Origin of the sequence: Agrobacterium albertimagni AOL15 (assembly GCF_000300855.1) — a bacterium.
GTDB lineage: Bacteria > Pseudomonadota > Alphaproteobacteria > Rhizobiales > Rhizobiaceae > Allorhizobium > Allorhizobium albertimagni.
On record NZ_ALJF01000018.1, the window covers coordinates 13,192 to 36,676 of the forward strand.

The following is a 23,485-nucleotide window of genomic DNA, read 5'->3' on the forward strand; positions in this document are numbered from 1 at the left end:
TCTTGGTCGCATGACTGGAGATAGACCATGGCAACGATGAACGTATCCCTTCCCGATCCGATGAAGGCCTGGGTCGAGCGTCAGGCCGAGAGCGGTCGCTACGGCAATGCCAGCGACTATATCCGCGACCTCATCCGCAAGGATCAGGAGCGGCTGGCTGCGTTCGATCAGCTTCAGGCTGCCATCACCAAGGGTATCGAAAGCGGTCCGCCGGAAACCTTCGATCCGGAGGCCTTCAAACGGCGAATGCGCGAGAGCCATGGCGCCCGCTAGCGCCCGCTACACCCTTGCGCCTGAGGCTCTACGAGACCTCGAAGATGTATGGGCCTATGGGGCGGAGACTTGGTCTGCCGATCAGGCAGACCGTTACCTCGATGAACTCGTCTTGGCCTTCGACCGGGTTGCCCGATCTCCGACGCTGTTTCGCGAGCGCCTCGAATTCATGCCTCCGGTCCGGATCTATCCCTATCGCAGTCATCTCATTGTCTATGTGGATATAGAAGGGCAGGTGGCGATCCTGCGTATTCTCGGCGGTCGGCAGGATTGGCAGGCGATTCTGCGGGCGCTCGACTGACGCGTGCCTCGCCTCTCCCTCGACAAGCCGGCAGCCGCTGACTATGCAGGAACCCATGCCGAAAAAGCCGGAAGATTCTCCCGAGGATACGATTGTAAGCCGCATCAGCCGTGCGCTGGCGGAGCGCATCATCCATGGTGAACTCGTGCCCGGTTCGCGGCTTGCCCAGGACCATATCGCCGAGGAATTCGGCGCAAGCCATGTGCCCGTGCGCGAGGCCTTTCGCCGGCTGGAGGCGCAAGGCCTCGTCGTCAGCATTCCGCGTCGCGGTGTGCGGGTCGCGACCTTCGACCTGAAGCAGGTGCGCGAAGTCGCCGAGATGCGCGCCGCCCTCGAAGTGCTGGCGCTCCGCCACGCCGCCCCGAACCTGACGCCGGATGTGCTCGCCGCCGCCGAAGAGGCCGCCGCCGACGCCGACAACGCCAAGGATGTGCGAACCTGGGAGGAGGCGAACCGCCGCTTCCACCGCCTGATCGTCTCCACCTGCGGCATGCCGCGCCTGCTCTCTGTCATCGACGATCTCCACGCCGTCTCCGCCCGCTTCCTCTTCGTCTCCTGGCGCGCCACCTGGGAAGCCCGCACCGACCACGACCACCGCGCCATTCTCGAAGCCTTGAAATCGGGTGACGCATCGGAAGCCGCCCGCATCCTGGAGCGTCACGTCCAATGGATCGGCCGCGCGCCTCTGCCGGTGCCGGGCCGCGCTGAGACCGAAGGTTTTGCGATCGTCGGCTGAGTGTCGCCCGAGCCGTGCCGACGCACTCCACCTCCCCCTTGAGGGGGGAGGTCGCCGCAAAGCGGCGGGTGGGGGTGAAGCTCGCTGACCTGTCCGACTTCCGCCTACTTTGATTGCTGCCATATCGCCATCATTGCCCGGATCCGCCGCCGGATCACCCCACCCCGGACCTCCGGTCCGACCCTCCCCCTCAAGGGGAGGGTGTTGGTTGCGGGGAGAGGGCAGGGTGAGGGACAGCAATTCGGTCCACCCAGTCTCAAAAGTATAGATAAAAAGAACCGCCATGCCTCAGGCAAGTCGGCCGCCTTCGCCTTTCTGGCGCCTGCGCTGCCTATACGGCCAGATTCCTAATCCCAGCACCTTGGCAGCGCATGATTCCATAGATAAAAGATTCTCCGTCACTTCAAATTATCTATAAAATGGAGATTACCTATGGCAACCATCCTCGCGCCCGCATCCCGCAGTTTCGATCCGCTCGGCATTTCAGGCCGATCGCTTCCCATGCAGGCCGCGCTTCTCCTCATCGGCACGGGCGTGCTCGCACTCGCCTCGCAAATCGCCGTGCCCATGGTGCCGGTGCCGATCACCCTGCAGACCTTCGCCATCACCATGATCGGCGTGCTCTATGGCTGGCGTCTGGGCGCGCTGACCGTGCTTGCCTGGCTCGGCGAGGCAATGATGGGCCTGCCGGTGCTGGCGGGCGGCAGCGGCGGTTTGGCCCCCTTTCTCGGCCCGACGGCCGGCTATCTCGCAGCCTTCCCGATCATCGCAGCGCTCGCCGGTTATCTCGCGAGCAAAGGCTGGACGGGTACCCATGTGGTCAAGAGCTTCCTCGCCCATTTCTCCGCCAACATCCTGTGCCTTGCGATCGGCGGCGCCTGGCTGGCCTATCTCATTGGTGCCGAAAAGGGCTTGAGCCTCGGGGTCACGCCCTTCATCCTGGGTGCTGTGCTGAAATCGGCACTCGCGGCTGCGCTGCTGATGGCGCTGGCCCGACGCAAGGCACAGCCGCTCGACCTCTGAGCTCCAGATATTCGACAGAAACACGCATGACCGTCCGGCTCCGCGCCCACCACCTGCTCTGCATGCTGACCTATGTCGGCAAGGGCTATTCGCCCGCCTTCGTCGAGAATTACGAGGTCATCGCCGCAAGGCTCTCGACCGGCGAGGAGATCGAGCTGGTGGCGGGGCCGGACGATATCTGCGGCCCGCTCACTGCAGATCCCGAAGCCCATTGCCATGGGCCGGGCGTCATCGAGCGGGACCGTGAAGCAGCAGACGCAGTCGCCCGTCTCATCGGCAGTCCGCTGCCGCCGGGTGCCCGCATCACGCCATCAGCCGCACTGCTCGCCCGCCTCCGGAAAACCTTCGCCACCGGCGAGATTCGTCGCGCCTGTTCGGGCTGCGAGTGGTCGGGGCTTTGCGATCATTTAGTGGATGGAGGTTTTTCCGGCGTGCGGGTGGCGCGCGGCGCCGGATGAGGGTGTATCAGCCGCTTTCGTGTGTCTGCCGTTGGGTGTAGTGTCTTTTACATCGAGACGGGAGGAAGCCGAGATGAACATGCGGTCGATCATTGTGCGCGCCACCTGGGACGACGAAGCCGAAGTCTGGCTTGCCACAAGCGATGATATCGAAGGTCTGGCGGTCGAGTCGGAAAGCATGGAGAAGCTTCAACCGAAGGTCATGGCGGCTGTCGCAGACCTGTTGGAGCTAAACGGGGTCGGCTCCGATCTGCCGGAAATCCCAGTGCACATTCTCGCAGAACACATCGGCAAAGTGCCGAATCCGAGCTTTTGACGCGGATATGGCAAGCTATCTCCGCGAGTTGAAGGAGCGCTTGTCAGAAGCGGCTGCACCTTCATGCGGCCGGGAAAGGGCGATCACGAGATTTGGTATAGCCCCATCACCAATCGCCATTTCACCGTCGATCAGGGTGTGAAGTCCCGCCATACAGCCAACGAAACGCTCAAACAGGCAGGTTTGCCGAAAGCGTTCTGAGTGGAAGGTGAAACCGCCGTGATCACCCTCGACATGCTGCGCCAGCTCATCCTCGCTCTGCCGACAACGGAGGAAACCACCTCCTGGGGTGCGGTGTCCTTCAAGGTCAACGGCAAGGCCATGCTCTTCTGGAACCCTACCCATGACTGCCCGGTCTTCAAGGTCCCTTTCGAGGAGCGCGACCATTTGATCGAGATGGAGCCCGACACCTTTTTCACGACAGACCATCATCGTCCCTATCCGATGGTGCTCGCCCACCCTGATCGCCTCGATATCGAATGGGCGCGGGAAAACCTCACCCGCGTCTGGCGGGCGCAGGCGAAGAAGGCGGTGGTGAAGGCCTGGGATTCGGGGCGGTGAGGGGTATTGACAAGGAAAACAGGGAGCTTCCCGACCCTTCATCTGTCATTCGGACGTCTTTTCCCCACTGGCGAGAAGATGGAGCATCCCACCCCCGCACAAATTCTCAACCCTCTTCACGCTTCAGTAACCAAGTTCGGTAACCATAAGCATCGTGTTCCCGTGCTGCGTCAGCGTAAGAGTGAGTAACCGATGGCTTCTGTATTCCCGATTGCCGAACTCCGCCGTTCGTCCGACCCGCTTGCCTGGGTCGACAGCATCATCAAGGGCGATTGCGTTTCCGCCCTCGAAGCCCTTCCAGACAAATCCGTCGACGTCATCTTCGCCGATCCGCCGTATAACCTACAGCTTGGTGGTGCCCTGCATCGTCCCGACCAGTCGGTTGTCGATGCCTGCGACGACGAATGGGACCAGTTCGCCTCGTTCGAAGCCTATGATGCCTTCACCCGCGCCTGGCTACTCGCCTGCCGCCGCGTGTTGAAGCCGACCGGTACGATCTGGGTCATCGGCAGCTATCACAACATCTTCCGCGTCGGCGCCACGCTTCAGGATCTTAACTTCTGGATCCTCAACGACATCGTCTGGCGCAAGACCAATCCGATGCCGAATTTCAAGGGCCGCCGGTTCCAGAACGCCCATGAGACGATGATCTGGGCCTCGCCCGATCCGAAGGCCAAGGGTTACACCTTCAATTACGATGCGCTGAAGGCCTCGAATGACGACGTGCAGATGCGCTCCGACTGGCTTTTCCCGATCTGCTCGGGCGGCGAGCGGCTGAAGGGTGACGACGGCAAGAAGGTCCATCCGACCCAGAAGCCGGAAGCGCTTCTCGCCCGCGTCATCATGGCGTCCACCAAGCCGGGCGATATCGTGCTCGATCCCTTCTTCGGCTCCGGCACCACGGGTGCGGTGGCAAAACGTCTCGGCCGTCATTTCGTCGGAATTGAGCGCGAGCAGGATTACATCGATGCGGCCTCAGCCCGCATTGCGGCCGTCGAGCCTTTGGGCAAGGTCGAACTGACCGTCCTGACCGGCAAAAAGGCCGAACCCCGCGTCGCCTTCAACGTGCTCTTGGAAGCCGGCCTCGTGAAGCCCGGCCAGGTCCTGACCGATGCCAAGCGCCGCCACTCCGCCATCATCCGTGCCGATGGCACGTTGACGGCAAATGGCGAGGCGGGCTCGATCCACCGCGTTGGTGCCAAGGTGCAAGGGCTCGATGCCTGCAATGGCTGGACCTTCTGGCATGTCGAAGAAAAGGGTGCCCTGAAGCCGATCGACGACCTGCGCTCGATCATCCGCAGCCGCATGGGCGGCCTGGAGTAAACACAGCGGATCGGCACCTGAATCGCGCCGGTGCCGATTTTCATTTAGATTAGAATAACTTCACATTCTTGTGATCAGCTTCGAGCAAGTCGAAGCCTTTAATCGGGCTGCATTCGATCTCAAGGGATCGATCTGGCGCGGGCAGGGGTCCGCCAACTCCACCCGCGCCAGCGCCTTATTCTCAGGCAGATACACCCAGCGCGTCGAGATCCGCCTTCAGCTTTTCCGCTCCGGTGAAATGCACCGCCTGCCAGCCGGCAGCGCGCGCGCCTTCGACATTCGCCAAGCTGTCGTCGATGAAGACGGAATGCCCAGGAGACAGGCCGAAGTCTTCTGCATGCCGTTCGTAGATCGCGACGTCAGGCTTGATCAGACCCACTTCGCCCGAAACCGTCACGCCGCGCGGCAGGTTGAGGAAGGGATACATCTTCCGCGCCTCGATGAAGGTATCGGCGGCGAAGTTGGTGAGCATCGTCACGTCGCGGCCGGCATCGATCAGTCCGGTCATGATGGCGACGCTGTCCTCATAGGCATGCGGCACCATCTCGGCCCAGTGTTTGCGAAAGGCGCGGATATGCGCTTCCTTCTCGGGAAACTCTGAGATCAGCAGCGCTTCTGCGTCAGCCCAGCTGCGGCCGCGGTCCTGCTCGATATTCCAGTCATGGGTGCAGACCGTCGCGAAGAACTCCGCCCGCTCATTCGCGTCCGGGATGATCCGCTGATAAGGCAGGTTCGGATCGTAATGGATCAGCACCTTGCCGATGTCGAAAACGATATGGCGGATTTCGGTCATGTCTTAGCCCTTGAGTGTTGGAAAGGCGGTTGGAATAGCCGCTGCAATTGCTTTCTTCATGACAGTCGGCAGCGCTTCACCATCAAGTTCGGTGACGGGCACCCAGAAACCGTGATTGACGGAGGGGCGGTCGATCGGCCCGACGCGGTAGATCGAAAGCAGAAGCTCGAAATGGGTGAAGACATGGGAGATCGCGCCCGCCGCCTGCCAGTCGGCCGGGAAGGGGGCAGCCTCGATCCCCGTTTCCCCGTCCTGGCGCGAGGTCCAGTCCGTCGTCGGGACCTCCGTCATGCCGCCGAGAAGCCCGCTGTCGATGCGCTTGCGCAGCAGAAGTTGCCCGTCGCGATCGACGGCAATGAAGGCGGCCCCCAATCGCAGCGGCTTCGCCTTCTTCGCCGCCTTCACCGGAAAACGCTCAGGCTCGTCGGTGGCGAGCGCCACACAGGCATCGTTGAACGGACAGAGCGCGCAGGCCGGTCGCTTCGGCGTGCAGATCGTGGCGCCCAGATCCATCATCGCCTGGGCGAAGTCCCCGGGCCGGTCGGTCGGCGTCAGCTCCGCGACCTTAGCCTTCATCTGCGGTTTGGATCCCGGAAGCGGCGCATCGATGGCAAAGAGCCGCGAGATCACCCGCTCGACATTCCCGTCCATGACCGCGGATGGCCGATTGAAAGCAATCGCCGCAACCGCAGCCGAGGTATAGTCGCCGACGCCCGGAAGTGCGCGCAACCCCTCTTCGGTATCGGGAAACACGCCGCCATGCTCTGATGCCACGGCCTCCGCGCATTTCTTCAGATTGCGGGCGCGGGCGTAATAGCCAAGCCCTGCCCAGGCCGCCATGACATCCTCGTTCGGCGCCTCCGCGAGATCCTTGACTGTCGGCCAGCGGCTGATGAACTTGGCAAAGTAAGCCTTCACCGCCGCAACCGTCGTCTGCTGCAGCATCACCTCCGACATCCAGATGTGGTAGGGATCGGGTCTCACACCGCGCTTCGCGGCTGCGGGCGAGATGCGCCAGGGAAGCTCGCGATGATGCCGGTCATACCAGGCAAGAAGCGTGGCGGCCGTCGGTCTTGTCGGTGCTTTGCTGGGGAGTGTCACGCCGGTCATTTGCGAAGAGAGGGGAGGATGGCCTATATCTGGCCAAAGCAGTCGCCCGTTCAAGGGCCGATGTGAAGGATCCCCAGAGGCCATGGCCACATTCAAGGGCGCAAACCAGATCTCCGAGATCGCCAACGGCATCGTCGACCCGGTGCTGGCCAGGCGTGCGGGCATCAACACGGCGCTGCTCGGCTCCTGGGAAGACATTGTCGGCGAAGGTTTTGCCGATTGCACCCGGCCTGAAAAGATCGCCTGGCCACGCCGCTCCGATCTGCCTGAAGATGGTGGCCACCGTCCGGGTGTGCTGACGGTTGCCTGCGAAGGCGCGCGTGCGCTCTTTCTCTCCCATGCCCAAGGCGAACTGATCGCCCGCATCAACGGCTTCTTCGGTTATCCCGCGATCGGCCAGGTCCGCATCGTCCAGAAGCCGGTTTCGGTGGCGATTACCAAACCTCGCATCCGCAAACTGGAGGGCGAGAAGGCCCGCCGACTCGAAGCGATGATGGACGGTATCGAAAACGAGAACCTGCGCCGCGCCGTCGAGCGCCTCGGCACTGCCGTCTTGCAGGCGAAGCGCAAATAGAAACCGGCTCTCCCCTCTGCACCTGACCCGTTGAAACCGCGGGGTTTTCCCCTTCGACCTTAGCCTTTTCTGCACCCGATCCGGCCAAGTTTGGGCCGATCCGGATGGTCGCGTTGCCTGTCACGCCAGCGCCGTCTACCAGTCGGTGAGCCGGCAAGACGTCACCGGCGGCGAATGCCTTTTCAAGAGCAGGAAAAGCCGTGAACATCCACAATCCAGCGCCAGCCCCCGATCGCAAAACCGCGGTCGATGTCGTCTCACGACAGCGGGCATGGCGCTATACGGTTCCGAGCGCCGCCAGCCGCACCCTTGCCCCCGTGCTCTTTGCGATCATCGCCGGCATCGACGGCCTGGGCACAAGCATTGCCTTTGCCGCGCTGATCTTTGCCGGGCCGCTGGCTGCGGGTTTTTCCATGGGCGTCGGCGTCATCTTGCTCTCCAGCATTGTCATGGCGCTGTGGATTGGGCTGCGCAGCCGCTATCCCTCGAGCATCGGCCAGGTGCAGGAGGCGAGCATCGCCATCCTTGCGACCGCGATCGCAACTGCCACCCTGCATCTGGAATTCGCTCCCGAGGAGGTCAAGGTCGCCACTGCCTTTGCCATTCTGGGGTCCAGTGCCGTGGTCACCGGTGCGGTCTTCTGGCTTTTCGGCCTTGGCCGCTTCGGTCGGCTCGTGCGCTTCATGCCCTATCCGGTCGTTGCCGGTTTCCTCGCCGGCTCCGGCTGGCTGCTCATCCAGGGCGCCGTGATGATGATCATCGGGGATCGCAACCTCGTCGATCTCCTGGTCCGCCCCGAGGGGCAGCAGGCGGTCGCTAATCTCTATGTCGCGGTCGTCTTTTCGATCGTCATGGTCTTTGCCATCAGGCGCTCGACGAGCCCTTTGACCATGCCGCTCATCCTCCTTGGCGGCGGTCTCATTTTCTATGGCATGCTCGCGGTGATCGGTGTCGAAAGCGAGCAGGCAAGGGCGATGCAATGGCTTCCCGCCATGCCCGCAGGCCCGGGTTTTGCTCTCGCGCAGCCAGTGCACGTCGTCACGTCTGCCGACTGGTCAGTGGTGCTGCAGGCCCTGCCGGCGATTATCTCCGTCGCGCTGCTCGGCATGGTCGGGCTTCTGCTCAACACCAGCGGTCTTGAAGTTGCGACCCGCCAGGAGATCGATGCCGATGCCGAACTGCGCACGACCGGCATCGCCAATATCGTCGCCGGCGGCTTCGGCGGTGCGCCCGGCTTTACCGGCCTGTCGATGACGCTGCTCGCAAACCGCATGGGTGCGAAGGCCCGTTCCGTCGGTATAGCGACGGCCCTGATGCTGGCGCTGATGCTGCCCTTTGCCGGTGAACTGGCCGGCGCCATGCCGACATTCGTTGCCGCCGGTCTGATGATCGCGCTCGGCATCGAACTGATCCAGGACTGGCTGTGGCGCACCCGCACGCAGCTGCCGCGCATGGAATGGCTGGTCGTTCTCGCCATCCCGCTCGGCATGGCCGCCTTCGGTTTCATGGGCGGAATGGCGCTCGGACTTGCGCTGTCCATCGCCACCTTCGTCTACAATTATGCCCGTCTGTCGGTTATCCGCGTCAACGCCTCGCTGCGCGAACGCAAAAGCAGCATCGACCGCCCGCCGGCCGAAAACAGCCTGATCGAGCTGGAAGGCGAGCAGGTCCAGGTGCTGGAACTGCAGGAATTCCTGTTCTTCGGAACGGCAGAACAGATCATCGAGGCGATCCGGTGCCGACAGCAGGATCGGAGCCGCCTGTCGCTGCGCTTCGTCGTCATCGATTTCCGCCGTGTCAGCGGCATGGATGCGGCCGCCGCCGCGACTTTCGTCAAGATCCGCAACCTGCTGGCCGGCAGCGAAGTCGAGCTCGTCTTCAGCAGCCTCTCGCCCGAGATCGAGCAGGCCCTGGCCAGAAACGGCATCGATTTCGTCTCCGACCCTTGTGTCGGCCGCGAGCGTGATCTCGACCATGCCCTGGAGCGCTGTGAGGAGCGGCTGATCGCCGCCATCAGTCGCGAGGAGACCTGGCAGGACATCGAGGATTATTTCGCCCAGACCATTGGCCCGAGTGCACGGCTGAAGGATCTGGTCGCCTCGATGGAGGAAATTCGCCTGCAGCCGGGCGACCGCTTCATCCGGGCGGGAGAAGCGGGAGAGGATCTCTTCCTGCTCTGGACCGGCCGCGCCAAGGTCGAAGCCGTGCTCGCCAACGGCAAGCGCCTGCGCCTGCGTACGGTGAAGCCCGGCGTCGTGCTCGGCGAAATCGCCATCTATCGCGGTGGCCCGCGCACGGCCGACGTCGTGGCGGAGGTGCCCTCGACCGCTTATCGCCTCGCCCGCCGCCAGCTGCGCTATCTCGAACAGGCCGATCCCGAGCTCGCGCTCCTCGTCCACCGCCTCTGCGCCACCACGCTTGCAGAACGGCTCACCATCGCCAACCGGGTTGTTCAGTCTCTGCACGAATAGCAGTTGGAAGGCTACTTGCTGCTCGCGGTAAACACGCCGTCCCAGTCTGCAGGAGCGGTCTCCGGAAGCAGGGCGAGCCGCTCTTGATAGAGCCTGTGCGTGCCGGAGAGCGGGTTCTGTGGCAGTGACAGGAGGTCCTTCAGCAGGTTGCGTGCGGTTCCGAGATCGCCCGACTGCCAGGCCCCGATGAAAGCCGCATGGGCGTGCAGCAGATCAGCCAGGTCCGAGCTCATCGCATCGCGGACACCAATCAGCACATGCAGCGTCACCGGCGCCTGCCGCCCGACCACGCGCACCCGGTCGACCTCGGCAAACAAAAGTCCCGTCGTGCCAGCCCGTACTTCCTCGGTCACCAGGATCGAGACCTCGTAAAGCTTGGTCATGCCCTCGACGCGCGAGGCGAGATTGACGCTGTCGCCGAGGCAGGAATAGCTGAAGCGCTGGTCTGAGCCGAGATTGCCGACACAGGCCATGCCGGTGTTGAGGCCAATCCCGATCTTCAGTTTCATGCCGCTCTCTCTGTTGAGACGGTCGAGGGCCGCGACCATGTCGAGCGCCGCAAGACAGGCTTTTCGCGGATGGTCTGCAATGTCGAGCGGTGCGTTCCAGAAGGCCATGATCGCATCGCCGATATATTTGTCGATCGTCGCCTCGCGCTCCAAAAGCACGTCGGTCATGGGCGTCAGGAAATTGTTGAGGAGCCCCGTGAGCTCGGTCGGCGTCATCGTTTCGGAGAGGCTGGTAAAGCCCCTGATGTCGGAAAAGAGAATGGTGAGCTCACGGTCCTCACCACCGAGCGTCAGCCCCGCCGGATTTTCCGACAGGCGTTCCACCAGGGTCGGAGACAGATAGCGCCCGAAGCTTTCGCGCACGAAACGCTTTTCCCGATGGGTCAGCATCAGGAGGAGGGGCAGGGCGGTCAGCAGGACTGCTCCGAGGGCTGCCATGGGCAGCAGCGGGTCGAAAAGCGTCAGCGCCCGGGAAAAGGCAAGCCAGGATCCGCCCGCGATAAGCCCGGTCAGAAGTATGCCCGTCGCTACAGAAACGGCCGGAGCAGCGGTCGCCAGCACCAGAAGCAACACCAGACCGACGGTGATTGCCGCCGCCCGTTCGGCCCCGATGATCCAGTCGGGCCGTTGCAGGAAGACGCCGCTGGCGATCTGGTCGATGATCTCGGCATGCACCTTGACGCCCGGCATGGCCGGGTCGACCGGGGTCGCCACGATATCGCGCAGACCCAACGCACTTGTGCCGACCAGCAGGATGCGTCCCTGGATCATCCCTGCCAATGTGTCTGATTTGGCCGGGTCGAAGAGATCGGCGGCCGATATGACCGGCATGTTCGGAAGGCCGGAATAGTAGATCCAGATCTCGCCGTCGGCCGAGAGCGGCACATCGAGCGCCCCGACCCTCAAGTCGGTGAAGGCCGAACCTTCCTCCGTGCCTCCAGAGCGCAGCACGAAGGAGCCTTCTTGTTGTGCGATCCTCAGCGCCTCGATCGAAAGCGCCGGGTAGAGCCGATCACCGCTCATGGAGACGAGCGGGAAGGTGCGGATGATGTTATCAGGCGTTGGCGGGAAAGAGAAATACCCCATTGCGGTCGCGCGTTCGGTCAGCGCGGAAAGGTTGGACAAGGCGCCTGAATAGGGCGTGAGCCGCGCCCGCGGATCCGGGCCCAGAAAGGAAAAGCCCGCCTTCGGCTCCGGTGGCGGTGCCGTGGTTTCGTTGCTGAGCGCAATCCCGAGCGCCACGGCATTTGAGGCGATGGCCTCGGCCAACTGTTCGTCCGGGTCCGGTAGACCGGCTCCGACCTCGATCGCAATCCCCTGGCGCCGCATCTCTTCCATAAGTCGCGCCGGTGCCGTCCGGTCGGGTTCGGAAAACACGATGTCGAAGCCGATGGCTGCAGCGCCAAGACCGCTTGCCTGCGTGACCATCTCGGCCACGGTCCGCCGAGACCATGGCCACTGTCCGAGTCTCTCGATCGAGGCCTCGTCGATGTCGATGACGGCAACCGGCGGGTCTGTCGCTTCGCGCGGTTTGATCACCTGATACGTATCGAAGACCAGCGCCGTCAGCCGGAAGGCCTGGGGTGCAAACGCGGCATGCGCGGTGATGACCGCAACGAGTGCCGCCGCCCCCATCATCATCACCCCAAGCTTGCGCCGCTGCGTGGAGGAGAGACGCCGACGAGGGCTGGGGGGCTTGGGCTTGGCCATCGTCGGGCGCCTCGGCGCAGCCGCTGTCACTGAGCGACGCCCGAGGTGCTGCCGGCAAAGATCCCGGTCGATGACCAGCTTCCGTCGGTTGCCGTGAAGTTACCCATGATGCCCTTGACCGGGTCAGTGCCATTGGAGGCGAAGGCGCCGGTGACGCTGCCGGAGGCGACGCCGGTCGTGATGTTCCCACTAAATGTCGGGGCATTGCTGGCGAAGTTCACGCCGGCGCTGAAGCTCTTGCTGTCATAGTTGGACACGGAAACAGTCCCGGAACGCGCGCCGAAATCCATCGTCGAGCTCATCGTGCCCGTGGCGATATATTGGGCGCTGCCATTGACCACCGTGCCAATGGCATTGCCGTTGTAGGTCGCGGAACCGGAGGTCGGCAGAGCGCTGTTTTCCGGCTGCTTGCCGATGATCCAGTTGCCGAGATGAACGCTGTAAATGCTCTCCGGTCCGGAAGCTTTGCCCCACCAGCCCCAGGTCATGAATTCGCAGCTATTGCAGATATCCGAACTCGTATTGCCGTTGAAGATCTTGGCGGGCACGACGGCGGACGACACCATGTAGGCCTCGCTGGAGGAGTCCACTGCGGCGATCAGCTGGTCGGTGAGGTAGACTTCCTCATAGCCATCATAGTTTTCGCTATCGAGGAAATCCGCGAAGTAGTCTCCAGAGTCCGAGTAGATCCCACCCTTGAAGGTGCCGCCCGCCTGATTGAATGTGAAGGTGGTTGTGCCGGTGAAGAGCTCCGTATCGTCGGTCCACATATTCGTGGCCGCTCCGGAAGAAAAGCCGCCGATCTCTCCGGTGAAGCTACGGCTGGCTGTGCTGGTGACGCCGTCGTTTCGGCTGGCGACCTGCACCGTGTCGTAGCCGTCCAAACGGTCCTCGATGTCATACATCTCTCCAGAGCCGAGCACGAGATATTCCCCGTTCGCACCGAAGACCTGGTCCGCCGCCGCACCGTTGCCGAGCGTCTCCACATAACCCGCCTGGCCCGAATTCGATGTGGGATTGCTCGTCTGGTAGGATCCCGAGACGCGGCCTGTCATCTTGTAGGCGCCTGCCGTCTCCTTGAAGCTGCCGGCCATCACCTGGATTCTGCTGCGTTGGGTGGTGCCGTCGCCAGAGATCGAGATCGAGCCCTGCAGCAGCCGTGCGGCAACGCCATTCCCGCTCACACCGCCTACATAGAGGTCGCTCGCAGAAGCACGCATGGGCGTACTCTCACCAGCAAGGAAGTTGCCATTGTCATAGAAAGGTACTTGCACTCCTCCGATCGAAGCTCCACCGTTGAGCGGATCGCGTTCCACCGTGTAGCGGTAGACCTGACCCGGTGAAAAGACCTCGCGGGCATCTGCGGCCTTCCCGCCGACGATGTAGACCGGGTCGGAATTGTCGTCGGACTCAAGAAAGTAGGCGATGAAGTCACCGCTGCCGGTATAGGCCGTGCCGCTGACGGAGCCGAGGCTGCCGATCGTCCCGCTGACATCGGTCTGCGTCAGCGTCTCGGTGCCTACAGGTTTCTGCAGCGATACCTGCCCCAATTGGCCGAAGGTTCCGGTGAAGTTGCCATTCTGAGCGACAGTGAGAGTGCCCGATACCGGTCGGAAACTGACGTTTCCGTTGATGTCAATGTAAGCGGTCGCCTGCGCCGAGCCATCCCACGGCGCATCCGGTTCCGGATCAGCTGGATCAACGGGGACCGTCGGCTTCGCCGGACCGACCGGCACCTGCGGCCTCGTCCCGACATCGCGCTGCGACGCACTCGCCACCTCCTCGACCGGCGCAGTCACGACCGGACGTGGCGTCGGCACGGGGATGGCATTCTCAGACGGCAACTGGGCGGAATTGCTCTCAGCAACCGGGCTGCTGGCCACAGTCTGCTCCGTCGGCGCATTGCTCGCGCCACCGCTCTGGCCAGGCCGGCCGGCGAGAACCTGCTGCAGCCCGCTCACCCATTGCGGCGGGGTGCGCTGGACGCGCGGCTGTCCGTCGCCGGCAACGATGGAGAAGCCCTGTTTGAACAGCCGCTGCGGCGCGCCATTGCCGGTGAGCTGGACTTCCTTGCCATAGACCAGCGTCATGTGTGGTGGCAGCGGCTGGCCGTCGGACGTCTTGCCGCTGAGGTTGATGTCGACCACTGCGCCGCGAATGCCGGCCGTGCCGATCGGCGTCTTGATCGTTACATTGCCGCTCGCCTTCGATGCCTTGCCGCCGATGAAGCGCAGCGCCCCCTTGCTTATCGTCGCCGCCAGCGCAGCCGTATTCTTCTCCGGGTCATAGACGAAGCTGTCGATCACCACGGAGGAGTTCGGACCGACCGTGAACGAGGTGCCGTCGGCGAGCAGGATCTGCACGAGGCCTGCACCGCTGGTCTCGATGCGGTGATTGCGGATCACGGGGTCGCCGAGCGAGATCAGGCGCGCCTTGCCCGCGCGGTCGATGGCGCTTGCATCGGGATTGACCGCCGCGGTGATACCAGCGACATCGGTCTCCGCGCTAACGGGAGACGCCACGACGACGAAGAGTGCCGCGGATGCGGCGAGCAGGGCATGACGGGTGTTCGGCTTCATCGTGATGCTCCTAGAACGCGGACTGGATGCCGATCGACAGCGAGATGTTGTCGAAGCTCTTGATGTCGTAGTTCGACCAGACCTTGCGGTAGCCGGCCTCCGCGACAAGCGCCACGCGCTCGCTGAAGGGCACGATCTGGCGCAGGTTGAGGCTGAAGTCGGTGTCGCGCTGGCGCTCCGCCGAATTGATCATACTGTCGGGATCGTCATAGCCGCGTCCGGCAACGGCCGCTTCCACCCCGGTGATCCAGGCGGGCCCATCGCCGATAAGGGCGGCATAGCGATAGGTGCCGGAGATCGCCCCGCCCAGTTCGCTGGAGGACAGGTAACCCACCTCCGCGTCGCGCCGGGTCGCAAGAAGGCGCCCCGTCAGGCTTAGGTCTTGTGTGAGATTGTGCGACCAGGAGACCTGGCCGTCGAACCGATGGCCGCTCTGCAGATTTGCGGTGCGGCGGGATTTGGTGTTGGAAAAATCCTCGTAGCGGTATTGCAGGCTGCCAGAGAGAGTGTCGACCGGTGTGACCTGCCAGTCGATCGTCGTCGAGACCCCTGCAGATGCCATATACCGGTCGCCCTCGATCAGCACGCCGCTGGTGGTGAAGAGGACGGAGAGCGTCCGGTCGTCGAGCCCGAAACGTCCGAGATCGAAAACCGGGCCGGCATAGGCCTCGACCGCGGCCGTGTTCAGCGCGTCGCGGTCGCGGTAGCCGGCGGCATAGCCGGACAGGCCCGCCTCGAGCGATAGTCCCTGGATGTCGGTGTCATGGCGATAGCGCAGACCGCCATTGACGAAGCCGTTGAAATCCTCGCCGGCGACGCTCAAGCCATCCAGCGTGTAGGAAAGGCCGTTCAGCGTCACAGTCGAATTGCCCGGACCCGCATTGGCATTGCTCTGATACCGGATGCCGGTCCTGATCATGCCGGAGAATTGCGAGGGGGCGCCGCGCTGGTCTATGGCCGAAAGATACTGGTCGACCTTGGCGGATACCTCCGGCGGCATGTCGCCTGCGGACTTCGTCCCGTCGAAATACTGGCGCGCGGTCTCGTAGGCACCGAGGCGATAGTAGAGAACGCCGAGCTCCAGCTGCAGCCGGGGCAGGCCGGGCGCATAGATCAGCATGCGTTCGAGCGTCGAGATCGCACCTTCCAGATCGCCGGCTTCGGAGGACAGCGCCGCATATTCAAAGGCGGTGTCGAGATCGTCGGGTGCTGCCATCATCCGGCCGAACAAGGCTTTGCGCTTCGCCTCGATCTCGTCGATCGATGCGCTGCCGGCCCGGGGCGCGACGTTTTGGGATTGCTGCGCCAGCGCTCCGCCCACGGACAACGCCAAGCATACCGCGGCAAGGGCAAGACTGAAATGAGGGGCGGCGAGAGAGAAGGTCTCCCGGCTCTTCGGAAAAGTCATGGGACAAGGAACTCTGACTGTGATCGAGCTGAAATCTCTAGGCACGTTAAGGTCTTGTTAGAATAACTTAAATCCGACTGAACCGGCCAAGTTTGGGCCTTTGCCCGCTTCATCGGTCCTACGCGATGAATTGTTATAGGCGTGACGAACCCGCGGCAATGCGCGGGCGCGGATATCCCCGACGACAGTCTAGTACGAGATGTCAATAACTACGTTGCATTGAAGATACGAAATAGTATATATATGGTGTGATGATCAACGATGGGAGCTTCAGCGGTAAGCGAAGCTGTCTCGGCGAAGCGTCATGCAGAAGAGGCGAGGGGCGCCTGCGTCACCCCGGGGGAGGAAGCAATGAAAACGAGCAGACGACAGTTTTTCGGTCTGGCGGCCGGCGGAGCGGCACTGGCCGCAGCACCTTTGCAGGGCGCGACGGCACAGCCCGTCAAGACCAGTGCCCGCATTCTGATCCTCGGCGCAGGCGCGGCCGGAACGGCACTTGCCAACCAGCTGTCCACCCGGCTCGACGGCGCCAAGATCACCATTCTCGATCCGCGCAAGCAGCACTGGTACCAGCCGGGCTTCACGCTGATCGCCGCAGGCCTCAAGCCCGCCTCCTATTCGGTGTCCGGCACGGCCGACTGGCTGCCTTCAGGAGTCGAATGGATCGAGGAAGGGGCGGCCGAAATCGATCCCGACGGCAAGAAGGTGGTGACGGAGAGCGGCAAGGCGATTGAATACGATTTCCTCTTCGTCGCGACCGGTCTCAAGCTCGACTACGCGGCCATCGAGGGCATGTCGCTCGACCTGATCGGCAAGGACGGCATCGGTTCGGTCTATGCCGGCCCCGATTACGCCGAGAAGACCTGGGCGGAGATGAACCGCTTCACCGACAAAGGAGGCCTTGCCCTTTTCTCGCGCCCGGCCACCGAGATGAAATGCGCCGGTGCTCCGCTGAAATACACCTTCCTCACCGAGGATTATCTCACCCGCAAGGGCACCCGCAGCAATTCCAAGATCGTCTATGCCGCTCACAACAAGGCGCTGTTCGGCGTGCCGATCGTCTCCGAAAAGGTGCGCATGCTCTATGAGGAGCGTGGCATCGACACGGTCTACGAGCACGTGATGAAGAAGATCGATCCCGTGCGCAAGGTCGCCACCTTCACCACGCCGGAAGGCGACAAGGAGTTGGGCTACGACTTCACCAATGTCATCCCCCCGATGCGGGCGCCAGATGTCATCCTGAACAGCTCGCTGCCCTGGGCCGACAAATGGGTGGGTCAGGGCTGGGTCGAGGTCGACAAGCACACCCTGCGCCACATGCGCTATCCCGATGTCTTCGCGGTCGGCGACATCGCCGGCGTGCCCAAGGGCAAGACGGCGGCCAGCGTCAAATGGCAGGTGCCTGTCGCCGTAGACCAGCTCGTCGCCCAGATCGAGGGCCGCGAGAGCAAGGAAAGCTACAACGGCTACACCTCCTGCCCGCTGATCACCCGCATCGGCTCGGCCATGCTGGTCGAGTTCGACTACAAGGACAATCTCGTCCCGTCCTTCCCCGGACTGATCGCCCCGCTGGAAGAGCTCTGGATTTCCTGGCTGATGAAGGAGATCGCCTTGAAACCCACCTATAACGCCATGCTGCGCGGTCGCGCCTGAGGAGGATGCCATGAAGGACATGACTGTCGGAATGATCGTCGCGGTTCTCGAAGAGATCTTCGGCCATACCCTGTTCTGGATCATGGTCGCGGTCGCAGCCGTGATCACGCTCGCTTATCTCTACGTGCTGATCCGCGATCGCCAGGTTTCCTGGAAGAAGTTTCTGCTGGCCCAGCTTGCCATGCCGGTCGGCGCCATCGGCGCCGTCTGGTTCGTGCAGGCCGTGACCCGCTCCGGCTTCGGCGACATCGGCGGCCCCGTCGATGTCATGGTGTTGCTCGGCGTGGCTGCCATGGGGGCCATCGGCATCGCGATCCTCGTCTATACGGTGCAATCGCTGGTGAGCCGTCCCGCGGCTCGCTGAAAAGCGCGTTGAAGTCAGATCAGACCGGCAGGCCCATTGCTTGCCGGTCTCTGCGTTTTTGCTGTGGGGACGATAAAAAGGTCACGGATCTTTGATTTTTCCGGGGGGAGCCTGCCTTGTTTGGCGCCTTTTGCCGTTATAACGGTGAAGCCATCCAAGATCCTTGCAACGCAGGTAACTGACCCATGTCGACATCCGAACTCTCGATCACCAAGCGTCGCCTCCTCGGCGGTATCGCCATTGCCGCTGTCGGTCTGGCGCTCACTGCCTGCAGCGACGCCGAAGACAAGGCCGCCAGTGCCGAGCCCAATCCCGCCGTCAGCAACGAGACCACGGCCTCGACCACCTCTGCCCAGATCCCGACTGCCGATCGCGACGTCGACATGGAAGAGGCATTGAAGCCCGGCCCGCTCAAGGAGATGGCCCTCGGTGACCCGAACGCGCCGGTGAAGGTCATCGAATATATGTCGATGACCTGCCCGCATTGCGCGCATTTCCACGAAAACACCTTTGAGGCGATCAAGACCAAGTATGTCGATACTGGCAAGGTCTACTTCGTGCTGCGCGAATTCCCGTTCCCGCAGGACACGGCATCGCTCGCAGCCTTCATGCTGGCGCGCTGCACGACCGAAGACAAGTACTTCCCCTTCGTATCTATGTTCCTGAAGCAGCAGCGCACCTGGGCGGCGCCGAGCGATGGCGATGTACGTAACGCAATGCTGCAGCTGTCCAAGATGGGTGGTTTTACACAGGAGACCTTCGACGCCTGCTTGACGAACGCCCAGCTTGCCGGTGATGTGTCGGCAGTCCGCGATCGCGGCGCCCAGGAATTCGGAGTTCAGTCGACCCCGACCTTCCTGATCAATGGCAAGGCCTATTCGGGGGACATGTCGGTTGACTCCATGTCGGCCCTCTTCGACAGCATGCTCTGATCGACGTTCCGTTCTGACGACGGGCGCCGGGGACACCCGTGCGCCCGTTTGTCTGTCTGGTGGTTGGATGCGCGTGGGCGGCGTTGATCGCTCTTCTCCCCGCTTGCGGGGAGAAGGTGGCGGCAGGTCGGGCGCAAATTCTGCGCCGAGGATGAGGGGCAAAATTCTGCCGTTTCAGTCCGCGCTACCCCCCTCTGCCCTGCCGGGCATCTCCCCCACAGGGGGGGAGAGCGGAAACCCGCCGGCCTCTCGTTTCTTCTCAACTGTTCTGCAGTCTGTCCGTCGTCCCTTCGCGGCGGTGGCGGCTCCATACCCAACGCCAGCGGTGACCGCGACAAGTGCCGCGCGCCGCTCTCCCCCCTCGTGGGGGAGATGCCCTGCAGGGCAGAGGGGGGCGCTCTCGTTCGACTTCAGTGTCTTGAGCCTTAAGGCCTCGGCCGTCAGCCCCGCATCCGACCCTGCGGGCCACCTTCTCCCCGCAAGCGGGGCGACGGGGAGGCTGTGCCCGTGAAATTCAACCGCCTCCGCGTCGTCGGTTTCAAGTCCTTCGTCGAACCCTCCGAATTCGTCATCGAACGCGGCCTCACCGGCATTGTCGGGCCGAATGGCTGCGGCAAGTCGAACCTCGTCGAAGCGCTGCGCTGGGTGATGGGCGAGAATTCCTACAAGAACATGCGCGCGTCGGGTATGGACGATGTCATCTTCTCCGGTTCCGGCAACCGCCCGGCGCGCAACTCCGCGGAAGTCGGCCTCCACCTCGACAATTCCGACCGCACCGCACCCGCCGCCTTCAACGATGCCGACGAGATCCAGGTGACGCGCCGCATCGAGCGCGGCAACGGCTCGGTCTACCGCATCAACGGCAAGGAGGCCCGCGCCAAGGATGTGCAGCTGCTGTTTGCCGATGCCTCGACCGGCGCCCGTTCGCCCTCCATGGTCGGTCAGGGCCGCATCGGCGAGCTGATCCAGGCCAAGCCCCAGGCCCGCCGGCAATTGCTGGAAGAGGCCGCCGGCATTTCCGGTCTGCATTCCCGCCGCCACGAGGCAGAGCTTCGCCTGCGCGCCGCCGAAACCAATCTCGAGCGGCTGGAAGACATTACCGCGCAGCTCGAAAGCCAGATCGAGAGCCTGAAGCGCCAGGCCCGACAGGCCAACCGCTTCAAGCAGCTGTCTGCCGACATCCGCGCCCATGACGCCATGCTCCTGCATATCCGTTGGTCGCAGGCCAAGCAGGCCGAAGGCGAGGCGGAAAGCGCCCTGAACCAGGCGATGTCGACGGTTGCCGAAAAGGCGAACCAACAGATGGAGGCGGCCAAGCTTCAGGCCGTGGCGAGCCTGAAGATGCCGGAACTGCGCGAGGAGGAGGCCAAGGCCGCCGCCGCGCTGCAGCGCCTGCAGATCGCCCGCAGCCAGCTCGACGAGGAAGCCAACCGTATCCTGCGCCGTCGCGATGAGCTGACCCGTCGTCTCGCACAGCTCGACGAGGACATCCGCCGCGAGGAACGCTTGGTCTCGGAGAATGCCGAGGTCATCCAGCGGCTGGCGGAAGAAGAGGCTGAACTCGAGGAAATCCTCGCCGATGCCGGCCGCTTCGGTGAAGAGGCAAAGGAAGCTTTCGAAGCCGCCGCCGCAACGCTTGCCGACAGCGAACGCGACTTCACCAGGCTGACCGCCGAGCGCGCCGAAGCTGCTGCCGGTCGCAATCAGCTCGAACGCGCCATCCGCGATCTCGCCGAGCGCCGCGCCCGCCTCGAGCGTCAGGTCTCCGACGCCTCGCGCGAACTCTCAGACATCTCCGACCGCATCGCAGCGCTTCCCGATCCGGACGAGAAGCGCGAAATGGTCGAGATCGCCGAGCAGGCGGTCGCCGATGCCGAAAGTGCGGTCATGGAAGCCGAGGCTGCCCTCAATGAGGCCCGCCGCACCGAAAGCCATCTGCGCCAGCCGCTTGAGGCCGCGCGCGCCCGCGTCAACGGGCTGGAGACCGAAGCGCGCACCATCGCCCGCATCCTGGCGAGCACGACCACCGGCGATTTTCCGCCGGTTGCTGACGAACTCTCCGTCGATCGCGGCTTTGAAACCGCCCTCGGGGCCGCTCTCGGCGACGATCTCGACAGCGCGCTTGATCCGGAAGCCCCCGCCCATTGGCGTGGCAATGGCGACGGGGCAGGGGATCCGGCTCTGCCATCCGGCGCAAAGCCGCTCCTCGCCCATGTCCGCGCACCCGCGGCGCTCACCCGGGCTCTGCGTCAGATCGGCGTGGTCGAGGAAGCCGATGCGCTGCGCTTGATGGCAAGCCTTGCCCCCGGCCAGCGCCTCGTCACCCGTGACGGCGCCGTCTATCGCTGGGACGGCCATGTCACCGGTGCCGATGCCCCGAGTGCCGCTGCCCTGCGTCTCGCCCAGAAGAACCGCCTCGCCGAAATCGAGCGCGAGACCGAGGAAGCCCGCGACCAGATGGTTGAGGCCGAGGATCGTCTCGCGGAAGCCGCCGACGCCATCCGCGCCGAGGAGGCTCGCCTTGCCGACGCTCGCGATCGCAGCCGCCTGACGGTCCGCGCGCTCGCCGAAGCCCGCGATGCCCTTGCCCAGGCCGAACGCGCCTCGGGCGATCTCATCCGCCGCCGCGAGGTGATCGAGGAGGCGGTCAACGGCCTGAAAGCCCAGATCGAGGAGATCGTCGAGCAGGAAGAAACCGCCCGCATCGAGATGGAAGAGACGCCTGATCTCTCCGCCCTAGACGCCCGCCTGCGCGACGCCGAAGCCGTCGTCGCCCGCGACCGCGGTCTGTTGGCCGAGGCCCGGGCCCGTTTCGAGGGGCTGGCCCGCGAAGACGAGATGCGCCGCCGCCGCATCCTTTCGATCCGTCAGGAAAAGCAGAACTGGCAGAACCGCGCCAAGTCTGCAGAAGAACACATCGCGACGCTGCGCGAGCGCGAGGCGGAAGCCCGCGACGAGATCACTGATCTCGAAATGGCGCCCGACGAATTCGAGGATAAACGCCGCAACCTGATGACCGCCCTCGACAAGGCCGAGAAGGACCGCCGCGAAGCCGCCGACCGCCTGATCGAGGCCGAGACCCGCCAGCGCGAGGCCGACCAGAAGGCGGCCGCAGCACTCGCCGAACTCGCCGAAAGCCGAGAGAAGCGCGGCCGCGCCGAAGAACGTCTCGTCTCTGCCCGCGAATGGCGCATCGAAGCCGAGACCCGTATCCAGGACACGCTGAATGTCGGCCCGCACGAGGCCTTCCGCCTGACCGGCCTGAAGGATCCGAGCGAGATCGGCGATCTGCGTGAGGTCGAGCGCAATCTCGACCGGCTGAAGATGGAGCGCGAGCGCTTGGGCGCCGTCAACCTGCGCGCCGAGGAAGAGCAGAAGGAACTCTCGGACAAGCTCGCCGCCCTGATCAAGGAGCGCGACGACATCATCGATGCGATCCGCAAGCTGCGCGGCGCGATCCAGAGCTTGAACCGCGAGGGCCGTGAACGTCTGATCGCCGCCTTCGACGTGGTCAACGCCCAGTTCCAACGCCTCTTCACCCACCTCTTCAACGGTGGTACGGCCGAACTGCAGCTGATCGAAAGCGACGACCCACTCGAAGCCGGCCTCGAAATCCTCGCCCGCCCGCCGGGCAAGAAGCCGCAGACCATGACGCTGCTTTCGGGCGGCGAACAGGCGCTCACCGCCATGGCGCTGATCTTCGCGGTGTTTCTCACCAACCCCGCGCCGATCTGCGTGCTGGACGAAGTGGACGCGCCGCTCGACGACCACAATGTCGAGCGCTACTGCAACCTGATGGACGAAATGGCCGCCTCCACCGAGACCCGTTTCGTCATCATCACCCACAACCCCATCACCATGGCCCGCATGAACCGCCTCTTCGGCGTCACCATGGCCGAGCAGGGCGTCTCCCAACTCGTCTCCGTCGACCTGCAGACGGCGGAGGCGCTGCGCGAGAGGGAGCTGGTGTGAGAAAACGCATTCTGGCTATCGCCGCCGCCCTCAGTCTGAGCGCCGCGCCCATCTGCGCCCAGACCGCGTCCACCTCGCTCGCCGGCAACTACCTGCCGAGCGTTCTGGCCGCATCCCCGGCGCATCGCGACAGTCTGATGGAGATGATCAAGGGTCAGCCGGGTCTCCCCTTCTGGGTGCGGGCCCTGGTGCGCCAGCCGCGTTACGTCGCGCTTGCCTCCGAGGAGGTCGCCGTCAAGGACAAGCGTATGCAGCTGTTTCGCGCCTGCGAGCCGCGGACCTGCGAAACGAGCTGGATCCGCGTGCTTTACTCAGAAGATGGCAAGCGGGCGCTGCTCTACGTCTCCGACGCCAAGCTCGGCATCAAGATCTTCGGCGATCCGACACCGGAAGAACTGACCTTTCTGGTGCGCCCCTGA

At 63.6% G+C, this 23,485-nt stretch carries 21 protein-coding genes; 16 read left to right on the plus strand and 5 right to left on the minus strand.

From position 1 onward, the window contains the following. Positions 1–27 precede the first annotated feature (27 nt). The 9 genes from QWE_RS20500 to QWE_RS20540 all read left to right on the plus strand — a co-directional run bounded on the left by QWE_RS20500 (position 28) and on the right by QWE_RS20540 (position 4,991). Positions 28–273 (plus strand): type II toxin-antitoxin system ParD family antitoxin, encoded by a 246-nt coding sequence (locus QWE_RS20500; protein WP_006728090.1) that lies wholly within the window; start codon positions 28–30, stop codon positions 271–273. Next, positions 260–574 carry a type II toxin-antitoxin system RelE/ParE family toxin gene (locus QWE_RS20505; protein WP_006728091.1) on the plus strand — a complete coding sequence of 105 codons (315 nt, stop codon included), beginning with the start codon at positions 260–262 and terminating at the stop codon, positions 572–574. The genes QWE_RS20500 and QWE_RS20505 overlap by 14 nt, the downstream gene beginning before the upstream one ends. Positions 575–629: 55 nt before the next feature. Next, positions 630–1,310 (plus strand): GntR family transcriptional regulator, encoded by a 681-nt coding sequence (locus tag QWE_RS20510; RefSeq protein WP_006728092.1) that lies wholly within the window; start codon positions 630–632, stop codon positions 1,308–1,310. 432 nt (positions 1,311–1,742) lie between these two features. After that, a complete protein-coding gene (locus QWE_RS20515) occupies positions 1,743–2,333 on the plus strand; it encodes a biotin transporter BioY (RefSeq protein WP_006728093.1) in 591 nt (196 codons plus the stop codon). Positions 2,334–2,359: 26 nt separating this feature from the next. After that, entirely contained in the window at positions 2,360–2,791 is a 432-nt protein-coding gene (locus QWE_RS20520; RefSeq protein ID WP_006728094.1) for a DUF1284 domain-containing protein, read from the plus strand. A gap of 73 nt (positions 2,792–2,864) precedes the next feature. Next, positions 2,865–3,107, plus strand: coding sequence for a DUF1902 domain-containing protein (locus QWE_RS20525; protein ID WP_006728096.1), 243 nt, complete (start codon positions 2,865–2,867; stop codon positions 3,105–3,107). Positions 3,108–3,170: 63 nt separating this feature from the next. Beyond that, a complete protein-coding gene (locus QWE_RS25845) occupies positions 3,171–3,308 on the plus strand; it encodes a hypothetical protein (protein ID WP_006728097.1) in 138 nt (45 codons plus the stop codon). Between the two features lie 18 nt (positions 3,309–3,326). Beyond that, on the plus strand, positions 3,327–3,668 hold the full coding sequence (locus QWE_RS20535; RefSeq protein WP_052018241.1) for an MmcQ/YjbR family DNA-binding protein: 342 nt from the start codon (positions 3,327–3,329) through the stop codon (positions 3,666–3,668). Between the two features lie 192 nt (positions 3,669–3,860). Then, on the plus strand, positions 3,861–4,991 hold the full coding sequence (locus tag QWE_RS20540; RefSeq protein WP_006728099.1) for a site-specific DNA-methyltransferase: 1,131 nt from the start codon (positions 3,861–3,863) through the stop codon (positions 4,989–4,991). Between the two features lie 181 nt (positions 4,992–5,172). Here QWE_RS20540 and QWE_RS20545 read toward each other — a convergent pair whose 3' ends face one another. Then, positions 5,173–5,784, minus strand: a complete 612-nt coding sequence (locus tag QWE_RS20545; protein WP_006728100.1) for an HAD family hydrolase — start codon at positions 5,782–5,784, stop codon at positions 5,173–5,175. A 3-nt stretch (positions 5,785–5,787) separates the two neighbouring features. Then, the gene (gene mutY / locus QWE_RS20550; RefSeq protein ID WP_006728101.1) at positions 5,788–6,894 is read right to left on the minus strand and encodes an A/G-specific adenine glycosylase; all 1,107 of its coding nucleotides are present in this window, start codon (positions 6,892–6,894) and stop codon (positions 5,788–5,790) included. Positions 6,895–6,976: 82 nt separating this feature from the next. Between mutY and QWE_RS20555 the strand changes: the two genes are divergently transcribed. Continuing rightward, the gene (locus QWE_RS20555; RefSeq protein ID WP_006728102.1) at positions 6,977–7,468 is read left to right on the plus strand and encodes a DUF721 domain-containing protein; all 492 of its coding nucleotides are present in this window, start codon (positions 6,977–6,979) and stop codon (positions 7,466–7,468) included. Positions 7,469–7,668: 200 nt separating this feature from the next. Further along, on the plus strand, positions 7,669–9,939 hold the full coding sequence (locus QWE_RS20560) for a SulP family inorganic anion transporter (RefSeq protein ID WP_006728103.1): 2,271 nt from the start codon (positions 7,669–7,671) through the stop codon (positions 9,937–9,939). A gap of 11 nt (positions 9,940–9,950) precedes the next feature. Here QWE_RS20560 and QWE_RS20565 read toward each other — a convergent pair whose 3' ends face one another. From QWE_RS20565 to QWE_RS24525, 3 genes are read right to left on the minus strand one after another with little or no spacing between them, the layout of a single operon-like run. After that, complete coding sequence (locus QWE_RS20565) at positions 9,951–12,158, minus strand: CHASE2 domain-containing protein (RefSeq protein WP_006728104.1); 2,208 nt, start codon at positions 12,156–12,158, stop codon at positions 9,951–9,953. Between the two features lie 26 nt (positions 12,159–12,184). Continuing rightward, positions 12,185–14,737, minus strand: a complete 2,553-nt coding sequence (locus tag QWE_RS24520; protein ID WP_006728105.1) for a FecR family protein — start codon at positions 14,735–14,737, stop codon at positions 12,185–12,187. Positions 14,738–14,747: 10 nt separating this feature from the next. After that, positions 14,748–16,058, minus strand: a complete 1,311-nt coding sequence (locus tag QWE_RS24525; protein WP_157790746.1) for a tetratricopeptide repeat protein — start codon at positions 16,056–16,058, stop codon at positions 14,748–14,750. 438 nt (positions 16,059–16,496) lie between these two features. Here QWE_RS24525 and QWE_RS20580 point away from each other — a divergent pair, with 438 nt between their 5' ends. The 5 genes from QWE_RS20580 (at position 16,497) to QWE_RS20600 (ending at position 23,485) form a co-directional block, all read left to right on the plus strand. Beyond that, the gene (locus QWE_RS20580) at positions 16,497–17,798 is read left to right on the plus strand and encodes an NAD(P)/FAD-dependent oxidoreductase (protein ID WP_006728107.1); all 1,302 of its coding nucleotides are present in this window, start codon (positions 16,497–16,499) and stop codon (positions 17,796–17,798) included. A gap of 10 nt (positions 17,799–17,808) precedes the next feature. After that, positions 17,809–18,162 carry a DUF5368 domain-containing protein gene (locus QWE_RS20585; protein ID WP_006728108.1) on the plus strand — a complete coding sequence of 118 codons (354 nt, stop codon included), beginning with the start codon at positions 17,809–17,811 and terminating at the stop codon, positions 18,160–18,162. Between the two features lie 185 nt (positions 18,163–18,347). Then, positions 18,348–19,094, plus strand: coding sequence for a DsbA family protein (locus tag QWE_RS20590; protein WP_006728109.1), 747 nt, complete (start codon positions 18,348–18,350; stop codon positions 19,092–19,094). Between the two features lie 507 nt (positions 19,095–19,601). After that, a complete protein-coding gene (locus QWE_RS20595) occupies positions 19,602–23,066 on the plus strand; it encodes a chromosome segregation SMC family protein (protein ID WP_006728110.1) in 3,465 nt (1,154 codons plus the stop codon). Next, positions 23,063–23,485: an Ivy family c-type lysozyme inhibitor gene (locus tag QWE_RS20600; RefSeq protein WP_006728111.1), complete on the plus strand. Its 423-nt coding sequence runs from the start codon at positions 23,063–23,065 to the stop codon at positions 23,483–23,485. The genes QWE_RS20595 and QWE_RS20600 overlap by 4 nt, the downstream gene beginning before the upstream one ends.

Coding starts and splice junctions, on each gene's coding strand:
- QWE_RS20505 (WP_006728091.1), top strand. CDS start 260: ATGGCGCCCGCTAGCGCCCGCTACACCCTTGCGCCTGAGGCTCTACGA.
- QWE_RS20565 (WP_006728104.1), bottom strand. CDS start 12,158: ATGGCCAAGCCCAAGCCCCCCAGCCCTCGTCGGCGTCTCTCCTCCACG.
- QWE_RS20545 (WP_006728100.1), bottom strand. CDS start 5,784: ATGACCGAAATCCGCCATATCGTTTTCGACATCGGCAAGGTGCTGATC.
- QWE_RS20525 (WP_006728096.1), top strand. CDS start 2,865: ATGAACATGCGGTCGATCATTGTGCGCGCCACCTGGGACGACGAAGCC.
- QWE_RS20540 (WP_006728099.1), top strand. CDS start 3,861: ATGGCTTCTGTATTCCCGATTGCCGAACTCCGCCGTTCGTCCGACCCG.
- QWE_RS25845 (WP_006728097.1), top strand. CDS start 3,171: ATGCGGCCGGGAAAGGGCGATCACGAGATTTGGTATAGCCCCATCACC.
- QWE_RS20510 (WP_006728092.1), top strand. CDS start 630: ATGCCGAAAAAGCCGGAAGATTCTCCCGAGGATACGATTGTAAGCCGC.
- QWE_RS20520 (WP_006728094.1), top strand. CDS start 2,360: ATGACCGTCCGGCTCCGCGCCCACCACCTGCTCTGCATGCTGACCTAT.
- QWE_RS20555 (WP_006728102.1), top strand. CDS start 6,977: ATGGCCACATTCAAGGGCGCAAACCAGATCTCCGAGATCGCCAACGGC.
- QWE_RS24520 (WP_006728105.1), bottom strand. CDS start 14,737: ATGAAGCCGAACACCCGTCATGCCCTGCTCGCCGCATCCGCGGCACTC.
- QWE_RS20585 (WP_006728108.1), top strand. CDS start 17,809: ATGAAGGACATGACTGTCGGAATGATCGTCGCGGTTCTCGAAGAGATC.
- QWE_RS20580 (WP_006728107.1), top strand. CDS start 16,497: ATGAAAACGAGCAGACGACAGTTTTTCGGTCTGGCGGCCGGCGGAGCG.
- QWE_RS20590 (WP_006728109.1), top strand. CDS start 18,348: ATGTCGACATCCGAACTCTCGATCACCAAGCGTCGCCTCCTCGGCGGT.
- QWE_RS20500 (WP_006728090.1), top strand. CDS start 28: ATGGCAACGATGAACGTATCCCTTCCCGATCCGATGAAGGCCTGGGTC.
- QWE_RS20515 (WP_006728093.1), top strand. CDS start 1,743: ATGGCAACCATCCTCGCGCCCGCATCCCGCAGTTTCGATCCGCTCGGC.
- mutY (WP_006728101.1), bottom strand. CDS start 6,894: ATGACCGGCGTGACACTCCCCAGCAAAGCACCGACAAGACCGACGGCC.